Source organism: Paenibacillus sp. J31P13 (genome assembly GCF_056269295.1).
Genome location: NZ_JBWDNR010000005.1, coordinates 1 through 13,575 on the forward strand (window position 1 = coordinate 1; position 13,575 = coordinate 13,575).

At 43.1% G+C, this 13,575-nt stretch carries 9 protein-coding genes, 16 tRNA genes, 1 rRNA gene and 1 pseudogene; 24 read left to right on the forward strand and 3 right to left on the reverse strand.

Annotation, left to right across the window (positions count from 1 at the left end; translation table 11 throughout):
- The 22 genes from AC0YOD_RS17150 to AC0YOD_RS17255 all read left to right on the forward strand — a co-directional run.
- Window positions 1–93 (forward strand): 23S ribosomal RNA (locus AC0YOD_RS17150); the annotation flags it as partial.
- A gap of 113 nt (window positions 94–206) precedes the next feature.
- A tRNA-Asn gene (locus tag AC0YOD_RS17155) sits at window positions 207–282 on the forward strand.
- 6 nt (window positions 283–288) lie between these two features.
- Window positions 289–379, forward strand: a tRNA-Ser gene (locus AC0YOD_RS17160).
- A gap of 6 nt (window positions 380–385) precedes the next feature.
- Window positions 386–460 (forward strand) — tRNA-Glu (locus AC0YOD_RS17165).
- A 68-nt stretch (window positions 461–528) separates the two neighbouring features.
- Window positions 529–604 (forward strand) — tRNA-Val (locus tag AC0YOD_RS17170).
- A gap of 16 nt (window positions 605–620) precedes the next feature.
- Window positions 621–697, forward strand: a tRNA-Met gene (locus tag AC0YOD_RS17175).
- Between the two features lie 36 nt (window positions 698–733).
- Window positions 734–810: transfer RNA gene (locus tag AC0YOD_RS17180), tRNA-Asp, on the forward strand.
- A 20-nt stretch (window positions 811–830) separates the two neighbouring features.
- Window positions 831–906, forward strand: a tRNA-Phe gene (locus AC0YOD_RS17185).
- A 36-nt stretch (window positions 907–942) separates the two neighbouring features.
- A tRNA-Thr gene (locus AC0YOD_RS17190) sits at window positions 943–1,018 on the forward strand.
- A 3-nt stretch (window positions 1,019–1,021) separates the two neighbouring features.
- A tRNA-Tyr gene (locus tag AC0YOD_RS17195) sits at window positions 1,022–1,106 on the forward strand.
- 9 nt (window positions 1,107–1,115) lie between these two features.
- Window positions 1,116–1,189: transfer RNA gene (locus tag AC0YOD_RS17200), tRNA-Trp, on the forward strand.
- Window positions 1,190–1,206: 17 nt separating this feature from the next.
- A tRNA-His gene (locus AC0YOD_RS17205) sits at window positions 1,207–1,282 on the forward strand.
- A 33-nt stretch (window positions 1,283–1,315) separates the two neighbouring features.
- Window positions 1,316–1,389, forward strand: a tRNA-Gln gene (locus AC0YOD_RS17210).
- Window positions 1,390–1,396: 7 nt separating this feature from the next.
- A tRNA-Gly gene (locus AC0YOD_RS17215) sits at window positions 1,397–1,471 on the forward strand.
- Window positions 1,472–1,478: 7 nt separating this feature from the next.
- Window positions 1,479–1,552 (forward strand) — tRNA-Cys (locus tag AC0YOD_RS17220).
- A gap of 22 nt (window positions 1,553–1,574) precedes the next feature.
- Window positions 1,575–1,651, forward strand: a tRNA-Arg gene (locus AC0YOD_RS17225).
- A 12-nt stretch (window positions 1,652–1,663) separates the two neighbouring features.
- Window positions 1,664–1,742, forward strand: a tRNA-Leu gene (locus AC0YOD_RS17230).
- A gap of 187 nt (window positions 1,743–1,929) precedes the next feature.
- Complete coding sequence (locus AC0YOD_RS17235) at window positions 1,930–2,883, forward strand: ABC transporter ATP-binding protein (RefSeq protein ID WP_475800559.1); 954 nt, start codon at window positions 1,930–1,932, stop codon at window positions 2,881–2,883.
- Window positions 2,876–3,634 (forward strand): ABC transporter permease, encoded by a 759-nt coding sequence (locus AC0YOD_RS17240; RefSeq protein WP_475800560.1) that lies wholly within the window; start codon window positions 2,876–2,878, stop codon window positions 3,632–3,634. The genes AC0YOD_RS17235 and AC0YOD_RS17240 overlap by 8 nt, the downstream gene beginning before the upstream one ends.
- Before the next feature lie 44 nt (window positions 3,635–3,678).
- Window positions 3,679–4,053: a GntR family transcriptional regulator gene (locus AC0YOD_RS17245; RefSeq protein ID WP_475800561.1), complete on the forward strand. Its 375-nt coding sequence runs from the start codon at window positions 3,679–3,681 to the stop codon at window positions 4,051–4,053.
- A 13-nt stretch (window positions 4,054–4,066) separates the two neighbouring features.
- A complete protein-coding gene (locus tag AC0YOD_RS17250) occupies window positions 4,067–4,765 on the forward strand; it encodes an ABC transporter ATP-binding protein (RefSeq protein ID WP_475800562.1) in 699 nt (232 codons plus the stop codon).
- Entirely contained in the window at window positions 4,762–5,514 is a 753-nt protein-coding gene (locus tag AC0YOD_RS17255) for a hypothetical protein (protein WP_475800563.1), read from the forward strand. The genes AC0YOD_RS17250 and AC0YOD_RS17255 overlap by 4 nt, the downstream gene beginning before the upstream one ends.
- Window positions 5,515–5,567: 53 nt before the next feature.
- Here the strand turns inward: AC0YOD_RS17255 and AC0YOD_RS17260 are convergent, their stop codons facing one another.
- The 3 genes and pseudogenes from AC0YOD_RS17260 to AC0YOD_RS17270 form a co-directional block, all read right to left on the reverse strand.
- On the reverse strand, window positions 5,568–6,578 hold the full coding sequence (locus AC0YOD_RS17260; protein ID WP_475800564.1) for an S-layer homology domain-containing protein: 1,011 nt from the start codon (window positions 6,576–6,578) through the stop codon (window positions 5,568–5,570).
- Between the two features lie 124 nt (window positions 6,579–6,702).
- On the reverse strand, window positions 6,703–7,569 hold the full coding sequence (locus AC0YOD_RS17265) for a cohesin domain-containing protein (RefSeq protein ID WP_475801021.1): 867 nt from the start codon (window positions 7,567–7,569) through the stop codon (window positions 6,703–6,705).
- Window positions 7,546–9,846, reverse strand: a pseudogene (locus tag AC0YOD_RS17270) (rhamnogalacturonan lyase); the annotation flags it as partial. The pseudogene AC0YOD_RS17270 and the gene AC0YOD_RS17265, both read right to left, overlap by 24 nt.
- A 286-nt stretch (window positions 9,847–10,132) precedes the next feature.
- Here AC0YOD_RS17270 and AC0YOD_RS17275 point away from each other — a divergent pair.
- Both AC0YOD_RS17275 and AC0YOD_RS17280 read left to right on the forward strand, forming a co-directional pair.
- The gene (locus AC0YOD_RS17275) at window positions 10,133–11,878 is read left to right on the forward strand and encodes a sensor histidine kinase (protein WP_475800565.1); all 1,746 of its coding nucleotides are present in this window, start codon (window positions 10,133–10,135) and stop codon (window positions 11,876–11,878) included.
- Window positions 11,871–13,484: a response regulator gene (locus tag AC0YOD_RS17280; RefSeq protein WP_475800566.1), complete on the forward strand. Its 1,614-nt coding sequence runs from the start codon at window positions 11,871–11,873 to the stop codon at window positions 13,482–13,484. The genes AC0YOD_RS17275 and AC0YOD_RS17280 overlap by 8 nt, the downstream gene beginning before the upstream one ends.
- The last annotated feature ends 91 nt before the right edge of the window (window positions 13,485–13,575 follow it).

A 13,575-nucleotide genomic window follows, 5' to 3' on the forward strand; every position in this document is an offset into this window, starting at 1 on the left:
GACCCCTTGAAGACGACGAGGTTGATAGGTTCGGGGTGGAAGCACAGCAATGTGTGGAGCTGACGAATACTAATCGGTCGAGGGCTTATCCTAAAAATGGTTTGCTGTGACCCATACATCCAGCAGACAATAGCTTTAAGGCTTCAGCAGCCTCTATCTTTCATATCCAGTTTTCAGAGTGCAACTTGCTTTGAAATCATTAATTTTCCCTGATAGCTCAGTTGGTAGAGCACTCGACTGTTAATCGAGTTGTCACAGGTTCGAGTCCTGTTCGGGGAGCCATATACTGGAGAAGTGTCCGAGTGGTCGAAGGAGCACGATTGGAAATCGTGTAGGCTCTAACCGGGTCTCGAGGGTTCGAATCCCTCCTTCTCCGCCAGTATGCGGCCCGTTGGTCAAGCGGTTAAGACACCTCCCTTTCACGGAGGTAACAGGGGTTCGATTCCCCTACGGGTCACCAAAAAACTTTTCAAAAAGCACTTGACTTAAAAGAATGGCCTATGATAAGATATAAAGGTCGCTCAACATGGAGGATTAGCTCAGCTGGGAGAGCATCTGCCTTACAAGCAGAGGGTCGGCGGTTCGATCCCGTCATCCTCCACCATATAACTTTTTAATGACGCGGGGTGGAGCAGCCCGGTAGCTCGTCGGGCTCATAACCCGAAGGCCGCAGGTTCAAATCCTGCCCCCGCAACCAATTTTCACCTATCGGAAGATTCCGAGATTATGATGTGGAGCTGTGGTGTAGTGGCCCAACATGCCTGCCTGTCACGCAGGAGACCGCGGGTTCGAATCCCGTCAGCTCCGCCACTTATCTTTAACAAACATCAGGCTCGGTAGCTCAGTCGGTAGAGCAGAGGACTGAAAATCCTCGTGTCGGCGGTTCGATTCCGTCCCGAGCCACCATTTTTGATCAATACCAGAAAGAAACAAAGTTAATATGCCGTTGTAGCTCAACTGGTAGAGCAACTGACTTGTAATCAGTAGGTTGGGGGTTCAAGTCCTCTCGACGGCACCATATGGAGGATTAGTGAAGTGGCTAAACACGGCAGACTGTAAATCTGCTCTCTCTGAGTTCGGTGGTTCGAATCCATCATCCTCCACCAGTTTACCTTAGGGGCATAGTTTAAAGGTAGAACAAAGGTCTCCAAAACCTTTGGTGTGGGTTCAATTCCTGCTGCCCCTGCCAATAGAATACTTGTTGTGGCGGTCGTGGCGAAGTGGTTAACGCATCGGTTTGTGGATCCGACACTCGGGGGTTCAATTCCCCTCGATCGCCCCATTTATTTTCTAGGAAAATACGATTACAAAATGTTGGGGTTTAGCCAAGCGGTAAGGCAACGGACTTTGACTCCGTCATCTCAGGTTCGAATCCTGAATCCCCAGCCATTTATATGCGGAAGTGGCTCAGCGGTAGAGCATCGCCTTGCCAAGGCGAGGGTCGCGGGTTCGATTCCCGTCTTCCGCTCCAATAAGTTGGCGCCATAGCCAAGTGGTAAGGCAGAGCTCTGCAAAAGCTCTACCCCCAGTTCGAGTCTGGGTGGCGCCTCCACATTTTTTCTAAAACATAATACGTGCCCTTAGCTCAGCTGGATAGAGCGTTTGACTACGAATCAAAAGGCCAGGAGTTCGAATCTCTTAGGGCACGCCATCTTTACAACATGCCGATGTGGCGGAATGGCAGACGCGCGCGACTCAAAATCGTGAGGGAAACCGTGGAGGTTCGAGTCCTCTCATCGGCATCATATCTTTAAATGAAGAACTCTTAAGATCATTAGATCTTAAGAGTTTTTTTGTGTTTAATAGAAGATAAATTCAAACTTATAGGTATTTCGAAATGTTAACTTTTCTTATATTTGCCTCTTTACAGTACTTAATCATTAGTGTACTATTTAACTAATACACAAGGACACTGGAGGTAAATGTTAAATGACGATTTCACAAAGTCAAAATAAACAGCATGCTGTACTGCAATTAAAGAACGTTACGAAAAAGATTTCGGGTAAAACAATTGTAGATCGGCTTTCATTTGAGGTAGAGCCTGGAGAGATAGTTGGTTTGCTTGGACCTAATGGAGCAGGTAAAACAACGACAATTCGCATGATTGTAGGATTAATAGCGATGAGCGAGGGAGACGTTATCGTTCAAGGAAAAAGCATTCGTAATAATTTTACAGATGCGATAAGCCATATAGGAGCAATCATCGAAAATCCGGAATTTTATCCGTATATGACGGGGTACGACAATTTGAAGCAATATCAAAGAATGTCTGAGGGAGTGACAGAGGAAAGAATTAAGACGGTTACAGAGCTTGTAGGTATGGAAAACGCGATGAATAAAAAAGTCAAAGCATACTCGCTTGGCATGAGACAGCGACTTGGTATTGCACAGGCACTGCTGCATAATCCTTCTTTACTCATTTTGGATGAGCCGACAAACGGACTTGATCCAGCAGGTATTCGTGAAATGCGGGAATATCTCAAAAGGATAGCAAATGAAGAAGGCATTTCAATTCTAGTATCCAGCCATTTGCTTGCGGAGATGGAACTGATGTGCAGCCGAGTAGTCGTTATTCAAGAAGGGAAATATGTAACTCATCGTACATTGGCTCAAGATGACGTAAAGGAAGAAATCATTTCCGTTTCCATAAGAGTTGATAACATTGAACGTGCTGCAGCTGTAGCCACAGCGATTCAGGGTGTAAGTATTGTTCAAACTAATACAGATAAGAATGAGCTAATATTGTCGCTGATGAATGAGCGAATACCTCAGGTTGTATCGAAACTTGGAGCAGACAATATCAGCATATACCGAATAACGGAAACGAAATTATCATTGGAAGATGAATTTATGAAATGGACAGGAGGAAACCGCATTGCTTAGTTTCGGAAAGCTCGTTCAAAATGAATGGTTGAAATTATCTAAGAAGAAAAGTTTCTATATTTCATATGCAATGATCTTAATAGGAATAGCTAGTTTCACGTATCTAGTACGGCAGATGTCAGGCGGTGATTTACCTGCAATCTTGGATTTCGCATCAACGATTATGACAAGAGGCGGCATGGGTCAAATCATAACGATCATCGCGATCATTTTTACAGCAGGTATTGTTGCTAAGGAGCATCAACAGGGTACTGTAAAATTCTTAATGATACGAGCGCATAGCAGAAGCAAGATCTTAGCTTCGAAGTATGCAGTTGCACTCCTTTATGTTATCAGTTTGTTTATTTTTACTGCAGTTGTTGCTCTTGCATCGGGATCCATTGCTTTTGGATTTGGAGCAGGTGAGAGTACATGGGGGGATGTCGCTCAAGCTGCCTTATACCAAATGATCTATACAGTTATTTATGTTACGCTTGCCTTCATGTTTGGTGTAATAACGAAATCGTCAGGAGCAACAATTGGTATCGGAATGACAGCCGTTCTGTTGGAGGGATTGTTCAGTATGTTGTTAGCTCGGTATGAATTCTCAAAATACTTGTTGTTCATGAATACCGATTTATCCATGTACAATGGTCTTGAACCGCCGATGGAAGGAATGACAGTTGTTTTCTCCAGCATTGTAATCGCAGCTTATGTGTTATTATTTTTAGCAGCGAGCTTTGTTACATTTAACAAGCGAGATATAGCCTAAGTTAATAAAGAAAGCTGAGGCGACGGAGGGGAGAAGGAGAAATTGTGAGCATAGAATTCGATAATAACTTACCGATATATTTGCAAATTATGAATTATATCAAAAAAGAAATTGTGATTGGTCACTTACAGGCTGGAGATAAAATACCTGCAGTTCGTGAATTAGCGCTTGAATTACAAATTAATCCCAATACCGTACAGCGAACCTTCCAAGAGCTTGAACGAGAAGGAATTGTGGAGACGAAACGTGGATTAGGAAGATATGTGACTAGTGAGGAGTCGAAAATTATGGAAATCAAAAAAGAAATGGCCGGCGACTTACTCGGTCGCTTCATCCAGGGTATGCAGGAGCTTGGTTTTGCAAATAACGATATCGTTACAATCGTTACTGAGGCGGTAAACGAGGAAGATAAAGAATAGGGGTGAAGGAACAGTGGATAGTGTATTGCAGCTAAATGATGTAACTAAATCTTATGGGGGCAAGAAAGCTTTAAATCAAGTAACGCTATCCTTAGCTCCTGGGAAGATTATCGGCTTACTGGGCAGCAATGGAAGTGGAAAGAGTACGCTGATGAGATTAGCGGCAGGTCTAACTGGGCCGTCGTCTGGTACGGTAACGGTTGGCGGTCTACAGGTTGGAAGACAGACAAGAGCATATACTTCGTTTATGCCTGATCAGCCGCTTACGGAGAACTGGATGAGAGTAGAGGATGCCATCCAATTTTATAAGGATTTCTATTCCGATTTCGACTTAGCGAAAGCGAATGAAATGATTGCTTTTATGAAATTGAACAAAAGGGATCGCGTCAGTACGTTATCTAAAGGAATGAATGAACGTCTGCAGCTCACACTGGCATTATCACGTAATGCGAAGCTTTATTTGCTGGATGAGCCGATCGGAGGAGTAGATCCTGTAGCTAGAGCTAAGATTTTGGATGCCATCGTTAGCTATTATACAGAGGATAGCAGCTTGCTTGTATCGACTCATTTGGTTCACGACATAGAACGGATCTTTGATGAAGTTATTTTTATAAGCAATGGTAAGGTTGTTTTACAGGATGAAGTAGAAAATATTCGTCTCACACATGGTAAAAGCGTAGATGAGTTGTTTAAGGAGGTGTTTGGAGAATGATTAAGCTGTTGAAATATGATTGGAAACGAAGCAGTGACGGCATTCTTAGCACCTTTGCAATACTCATTATCGTGCAAGTCGTGCTTACCATAGTCGGTAAAATGAATAACTGGGTAGATGCGCTTATATTAGGGCTTAGTGCATTCTTTTATATGCTGACGGGTGCTTTGTTATTTATTAATTGCTGTAAATCATTTGATCATAATATTAAGTCCTACAGCCGCAGATTACTAACGCTTCATCCTATGAATGGTATTGGAGCTATTATCCTGCTCAGCTGGATCATCCTAGTAGCTATTACAGCCATTGCGACCATCCATTTTTGGATTTACACAGGCTATACCAGCTGGGATTTAAGTCTGCTGAAGGAATCTGCATTATGGAGTATTCGATCCATTGCGATAATGCTTCTACAAGGCTTGTGGATGTATACTTTCTTATTAGTATCGATTATGTTATCCATTACCGTTGCGAGAAGTTTCCGAGTAAGACGCACCACTTGGATTGGTGTTCTCTTTTTCATCCTGCTGTATACGGTTTATTTTTATATAGATCATCTTCTATTTAATGGAAGCAGCGCTTCAGCGGGAAACGTTTCTTTTGAGGTTACTGAAAATACAAATGGAATATCATTGTTGACATCGCAGGGCATAAATTTTCTAATTGGTCCATTTCTGCTGGAAGCGGTCATTGTTGCAGGTTCCCTGTATCTCATGTCCTATTTATTGAACAAGAAAGTAGAAATCTAATTACCACGAAAAAAGGAGTATGGAGGGCTTATAGCCGTCCATACTCCTTTTTGTTATTGAAGCAAGGTTCTTAGCTTTAGTATTACGGTTATCGCTTCTGATCGAGATGCATGTTCAAGAGGAGCGAATCGGTTGTTGCCCCGGCCTTTAATTAAACCTTCCGTGACGTTATCAGCAACGGCTGTTTTCGCCCAGCTTGGTATGCTGTCTTCATCATCAAACGAGGTATTTTTGTTTTGCTTTAGATCAAAGCCCGCAGCACGCGCGATCATAAGCGTCATTTCAGCACGAGTAATTAGATTTAATGAACGAAAGGTCTGATCCTCATAGCCGGAAATAATGCCTGACGATGTAGCTTCCGCTATATAAGGCTTCGCCCAATGAGGAATTAAAGCTAAGTCAATGAAATCGAGAGTAATCTCATTGTTCACGCTTGATGAGAGCGGCAATGTGACTGCGCGAGCAAGCATAGCTGTGAACTCGGCTCTTGTAACATTACTATTCGGACGGAAGGTTCCGTCAGGGTATCCATTTACAAAACCAAGCTCTAAGGCGTACTTTATATCCGCTTCAGCCCAGTGCGATTTTATATCATTAAACTCCTTGTTTTGGCTGTGTAGGTTGATATTAATTTTTTTTTGCGTGTCAGGAAATAGAGTAATAGCTGCAATCTTGCTGTCAATCAGCTTTACTCGCTCTAATTTGACAATAGCAGTTCCTTCAGCAATCGCCTCAAACGCAAAGGTGGCGATATTAGCTGATCCATTCTCTCCTAATGAATTGCCGAGCTTCGTATGAGCAAAAGTAACGAGTCCTTTCTCATCGATAGCAGGAACAGAAAGCCCCGTCCAATTAGCAGATGCGCTCTTGAAACGCAGTCGAGATGAATCATACTGAAGTCGAATTTCATAGCCGTACACATCTTGAAGCTGATCTCCTTTAACGGTAATGCGTACATCTTGCTTTACACTGGCGGCGGGTGTCGATAAGGTAAAGGTGAAGGATGGACTATTCTGCCCCCAAGCTATAGTTGGAAATATAGCTAGACCCACTAATAAACTCAATATGATTAATTTATATTTCAAAAGGTTCATCCATCCCTTCCATAAGCAGCGGGAGGAAGACAATAGTTGTTCCCTCCCGAAGCCCATTTTCAGCGAAATCGTATTAAAATGTTAGTCATGCGGGTTACCATTTCAAAATTAATTTGGCAAGTGTAACAAGATCTTGGATATCAATGATGCCGTCTTTATTAAGATCGAAGGCTTTTACCGTGTTCCAATCGCTATCTGATGAATTCTTGCCATATGCTTTAACCATTAGCGCAAGGTCGCCGATGCTTGTAACATTATCGTGGTTATAATCGCCTTCTACCTTTTCGTTGACTAAGGACATAAATTTTTGCAGCGCGTTGTTCAAATCTAATGCAGCTGCTTCAATTTGTGATTGCGTCGAAGAGGATTGTGAAGCTACTGCTTGAGCAGAAGCAATTTTTTGCAGCAGTTCAGCTTTGGAGCCTACTGGGTACTGGCCAATTCGACTACCTTCAACAGCTCCATCATGCTTGCTTTGTGCATCTGAGATAAGAGCAAGCAGGGCAGCCTTGTCGACACCGATTTCTATGCTGATACCGCCGCCTTCTAGTAATGATTCTATGCCGTTGCTATCAGCGACAAGCAATTTTGAAATCCGAACATTAGAGATGCCTTTATTCGCTGTTTCCTTGACCTTGAAATTCAATTTTAGAAGATCTCCGCTTGTATGATGAGCTTGTTCTCCCAAATGAATAGCAAGAATTCTAATCTGCCCAGCTGTATCTGTATCAGAATCAACTAGGGTAATTTTATTGTCATCAATAATGACCGGTGGTCCAGTAAGCTCTAATGTATCAGCATCATAGCTGATGGTTAAATCCTGCGCTACAATTTCCTTTTGAATATTTGATAATCCATAATTTACGGAAAAGGTTTGTCCCCTTTCACTAGCAGCTGGGCCGGTCAGAATAGCGCTGCTTGTTATTCCATTATCTACTCGCGGAGTCCAGAATTTTGGAATAGGAACATCGGCAAAGTCTGTATCTGAAGCAAAATAGAAGCTTGGATAAGCAGGCTGGTTATACGTCGTATTTTGCCATGCGATCCCTGTTCGATACTGGGCATCATGCATTAACGTATAAAGCTTGCGATCGGTTAACTCCGTGCTTACATATATCCGTATAGCTGAGCTATTTGTCGTACGAACAAGTAATTCTTCTCTCCAGTCACCGAAGATATCCGCAACAAGGGAGGGAGTACCCTTTGTTCCGTTATTCGTTCGGGTATCTGCAGCAGTTAGCAGCTTCCCTTTCTTCCAATCATCGATAGTCGGTGTACTGTTGCCTGAACCATTTACAATTTGAGTGGTCATATTCGCTGACCATTTAATATTCATATTGGTTCCAGGTGCAGATGTACTTATTTGTGTGCCAGAAGCACTCCAGAGACCAACAGCCCATGTCTCTAATCCACGTGAATCAGGATCAACGTCACCAACCATCCCTCGTCCTGTATCTTTACCGGTATAAGCACCGTAAATCACTTCGCCGGTCCGCGCATCCCGCAGAGCATAACCGTAGGGAGCGTAAGTACCGCCTTCATGCACCATGAAGATTTCCAGTCCCGGTCTGTCCGGATCAATATCAGCAACATGGAGAGCGTCCCCATGTCCAAGTCCAGCTATCACACCAGGTGTTGCACTGCCAGGAGGCATAACATCTTTTGAGCTGTACAATAAAGTGCCATCATGGTCGATCGTGGAAGATCCATATATAATCTCCTGCTTTCCGTCTCCATCAACGTCAGCTGTACTAAGAGAATGAGCACCTTGGGTAGTCAATGAGCCAAGCAATGGATCCGTACCAAGTCTGCCATGCGGACTATCGTTAAAAGGATTGGTCATAGGCGTCCAGCCGCTGTCTACAAACCAATGCTCTTTCAAATGCTTGCCATTCCATTCGTAAGTAACCATGGTCGTTCTTGTGTAATACCCGCGGGCGAAAACAGCATATGGCTTCTCCCCATCTAAGTAGGCAACGCCGGCAAGGAAACGATCGACCCGATTTCCCGGTTCAATACGTGCCATAGCATAATCTCCCCACATAAGACCATCATCTTGCCGACCGGGTTTATAAGGGATACTCTCTAACTCTTTGCCTGTCTCACCTTCGAATACGGTTAAGTACTCAGGCCCTTTTAAAATAAAACCCTCAAACTCACGAAGCTTGTTATTTCCGCTTCTGCTTGGTGCATACACATCCATAAAATATTTCGTTAAAGCCTCCGCATCAACGCGCGAGAGGGGATAGTTGTAAAGCTTGGAAATGCCAAAGCATTCTTCGAGAGTGGATGGCCAACTCCCATTAATGACCTCCTCATGAGCCTGCCAGCCCATAAACATCTCAACGATATGATCAAAATAATCCTGACGACTAACGCGATAGTCATCCGTATGACTGTATCCTGCGAGGATGTCCGCTTCGGGCATCGTTATGAATTGTTCTGAAATAACAGAGCCTGAAGCATCAAGTTTGATTATTTTGGTACCTGGAGCTGTTTTGAACATGAGCTCCGCTTTACCGTCACCATCGAAGTCATAAACCATAAATTCGGTGTAGTGAGCACCCGCTCGAATATTAACCCCAAGATCTATGCGGTACAAAAGCGTTCCGTCAAAACGATAGGCATCGATGAAGACGTTACCTGTATACCCTTTTTGTGATACATCCTTCGAATTTGAGGGATCCCATTTCACAAAATACTCATATTGACCGTCGCCATCGACATCACCGACGCTCATATCTGAAGCCGAATAAGAATAAGCTTCGCCGACCGGTGTAACGCCATCAGCAGGCTTTTGAAGTGGTAAATTGTAATAAGCGTTGCTCCAAGGCGATACAGATGAACTTTGATCAACCTCTTGACCGTCTACGACAGCAGCCACATAATAATGAGATGCAGTTGTTCCCCCAATATCGACATAGTTAGTGCTGTCTTCAACAAAAGCAATTTTGGCTCCATCACGATAAACGTTGAAGTTAGTGCCAGTCATCCCTTTAGAGGAGTAACCCGTTACTTCATTGCCGAGCAGCCTCCAGCTGAGAAAAACGCCTTCTGAAGTAGCGGCAGCAACTAAACCTCTATCCAAGTATTCAAGCTGCAAGCCGGTAGAGTGATTGCTTGTAACGCTAATAGACGTATCAGAAGCCGAAGCTTGGAGAGCTGTGCTTAACAGGAGTGCTATGCCCGTAGTCATCGCAATGAGTCTTCTAGTTATCTTTGTAGATTGCCAATTCATTAATCTTCACCATCCTTTTCGTATTCGTTTGGTTTTGGTTGCGCTTACATGAATATACACTCTTCACCCCTCTATTCTTTTAAATAGTTGCTCCTCTTAAGTATAGGAGGAATAAAAATGCAATAACATCAAAAAAACAGTTATTCTCTAACAAAAAACAGTATATTTTAACCAATTTATATCATCTAAGCCTCAAAATACGTCCTACTTTTTTATATTAAGAAAACGCATTAAATGGTAGAATTAGAGAATATTTCGCATCTCATTAGGAGGGAAGTTAAGCCTCATGTATGTAAAATCCATTCGAACACGTCTGGTTATCGGATTTATGGCGGTTATGCTTCCGGTCGTCATTTATATGCTCATTAATAACAGCTACTCCAGGGATATCGTTAGGGAGAAGGTATCAGAGACTTATCGGAATACGCTAGACATTTTTGTGGGACAAACAGATCATAACCTATCGCAAATTAATGATTACTTATATAAGATGTCAGTGCTTGATTCTGATGTAGGGCTGCTTATGTCCTTCCCAATGGACAGTGACGGTTATACGTTAACGAAGATAAGGATCGATGCGAAGCTGAACCGGGATGTTGGTGTTTATAATCTGATTGATGCTGTTTTTTTGTATCATCAGGATGATATTATTTTTGGAACCGACAGCGTATATAATGAGACGAAAAAAATTATCAAAACGCATATGGATAGTATGACGAATAACGGAAGCAGCGCTCAAAGCGATCAGCATTTGTGGGAGGTAAGGGAAGACGAGCGAATGCCGGGGAAGTTTTTTATTATTAATTTCATTAAAGTATCAGAGGGACTGTATGTTGGAGCGATTATCAAAATTCAAGATATTAATGCGATGCTCTCCATCCAGTGGAGCGATGGTGATATTGGTCATAATGGCATCTATCTGAGAGACGGCACTCGTCTTAAGCAGCCGTTGACGGAAAATTTCACGCCGCTTGAATTGAGCTATAACTTAACGGATAAGCCCTATGAATCCCTCACGGACAGGAAGAGCGGGGAAACCTATCTCGTCATGAACCGAACGAGTGAAATGGTTAATATAGCTTATCGCGTCGTTATACCAGAGGAGACGCTGCTGCAAAATCTAATATTTTTTCGTAATGCGACCTTATTTGCGCCTATTGGGTTTCTCGCGATATTGCTTATATATTTGGTGTTTATGCGGAACATGCTGTTTAAGCCTCTGCAAGAGCTCATCCTTGGAATGAAGAAGATTTCACTCGGTATGCTGGACGTAAGGTTGAAGAAGAACAAATCAATGGAATTCGAGTTTTTGGGCAACACGTTTAATGTGATGGTTGAGCAAATCAAAACGTTAAAGATTGATGTGTACGAGGAGCAGCTTCGCGTAAAGCAAGGGGAATTGAAGCAGCTGCAAGCACAAATAAATCCGCATTTTTATATGAATAGTTTAAATATCATCTATAATCTAGCAGCGCTGAATGATACGGAGTCTGTCAAAAGAATGTCACTGCATCTAGCGGATTATTTCCGCTTCATCATGCGTGCCAATCGAGACACAATCTCGCTTAAGGAAGAGATTTCCCATATCGAAAACTACATGACCATTCAGCAAATTAGATTTCCTGATAAGCTGCTTTGTACGTATGAAGGGCTGGATGATATTTTAGACTATCCCATTGCAGCATTGACCGTTCAGCCTTTTGTAGAAAATTGCATTATCCATGGCTTTAAAAATCGACGCCAACTATTCCAAATTAAAATTGCTGCAAAAATGAATTCGGATCATAGTTTTGTGCTTACGATTAGCGACAATGGTGTTGGATTCAAACCAGAGATATTGCAGAAGCTGCAAAATAAAGAAATACTCCAGCAAGAGGAGACAAGCAGCTTAGGCATAATGAACGTCATACACAGGCTGGAGCTCTTGTATGGGATGCAGACTTCAATTACATTCAGCAATCAATCAGAAGGCGGTGCGATCGTATCGATCGTATTTCCAAAGCCTATGGAAGGAGTCAAAGCCGTTGTATAATTTATTGGTCGTTGATGATGAGGATATTGCTATTCGCGGCATTGTAAAAGGAATTGATTGGTCGGAGCTGCCGATCGCCAATATATATACGGCATATGATGTAGAGGAAGCACAGGCAATATTGACAGAGCATAACATTCACGTTGTGTTGTCGGATATTGATATGCCGAATCAAAGCGGAATTGATCTGCTTGAATGGGTGAATGAGCATTCTCCCTCCAGCATTACCATCTTTCTTACGGGGCATGCCGATTTCAAATATGCACAGCAAGCCGTGCAGCTTGATTGCTTCGATTATTTGCTGAAGCCGATTGATCATGCCGCACTCAAAACATGTGTAAACGGAGCGCTGAGTAAGGTGCGGGAGCTGGAGCAGCTGGCCGAAATTCGAGGTACATACAGTTTATTTTATGAGCAGTGGAGCAAGCAGCGTCCCATATTAATTGAACGGTTCTGGCAGGATCTTCTTCACTATAGACTTTCAGCAGCACCGTTGCAGCTTGATGCTGCTCTGCAAAATTACGGACTGCCGCTGCAATCGAGCAGTTCTATCCGAGTTGTACTCATTAGCATCGAGCAGTGGCGCGAGGAATGGTCTGCTCGTGATGAGGAAATTATGACTTATGGCGTAAAAAATGCAGCCGAGGAAATCATTCTTGGATCAGCACCCGGTCATATTTTGCAGGATAACAATGGCATATTGTATGTTCTATTCTATGGAACGCAGGATGATGACAATCAGCTGGAAGATCAAATTGCAGAGAATTGCCAAACATTCATCTATCAATGCAAAAGCATGCTGCATTGCCAGCTGTCCTGTTATATCGGAGAGGCTGCAGAGGTTCAGGCAATTCGCTCATCTACAGGCGCATTGCTTGCCTTGGAGCGCAGCAATGTCAGCAAAACTTGTACAGTAATCAAGGAAAAGGATAATAAGGCCAAGCTGGAGCAAAGAACAACACAAGGTGTTGCTTTCTCAGAATGGGCGCTGCTGCTGGAGTCAGGCAAGCAAAAGGAACTATCAGCGCGAATTGATGAATGTTTTGAGAGCATGCAAGAGATGAAGGTCGATTATACGTACATGCTCTCTTTTTACTATGGTTATATGAATATGCTGTTCCAATGGCTGGACAAGAAATCAGTGCAAATAACGGATGTATTTCCAATGAGAGAATGGGAGGTAGGAGAGAACATTCTCAAATCACTGCTTCGCATGAAGACCTGGACACAGCAGATTAGTATGCAAGTGACGCAGTATGCGAATCAGAATGGAAAGGACGTCTCGCAGGTCGTCGAGAAGGTGCAGCGTTATATGGAGGAGCATCTCGGTGAGGAATTCAGCCGTGAGCAAGCAGCGGAGCATGTATATTTGAACCCGGCTTACCTCTCACGTTTGTTCCGCAGGGAAACAGGGTCTTCCTTAACGGATTATTTGGTAAAGCTTCGCATTGCGAAAGCACGCGCTGAGCTAGAGAAGACGAACAATCGAGTGAGCGATATTGCTATCAATGTAGGCTATGGCAACTTCTCTCATTTCTCCAAACTGTTTAAGAAAATGATCGGGCTTACCCCACAGGAATATCGTAAAAAATATCAAGATGTTTAGATGAAAAGTCACTTGACCGTTAATACGGTCACGGCGCCGACAGATGTCGGCGTCTTTTTTTTATACAATAAATGCAAGAGTTAAGGCAATG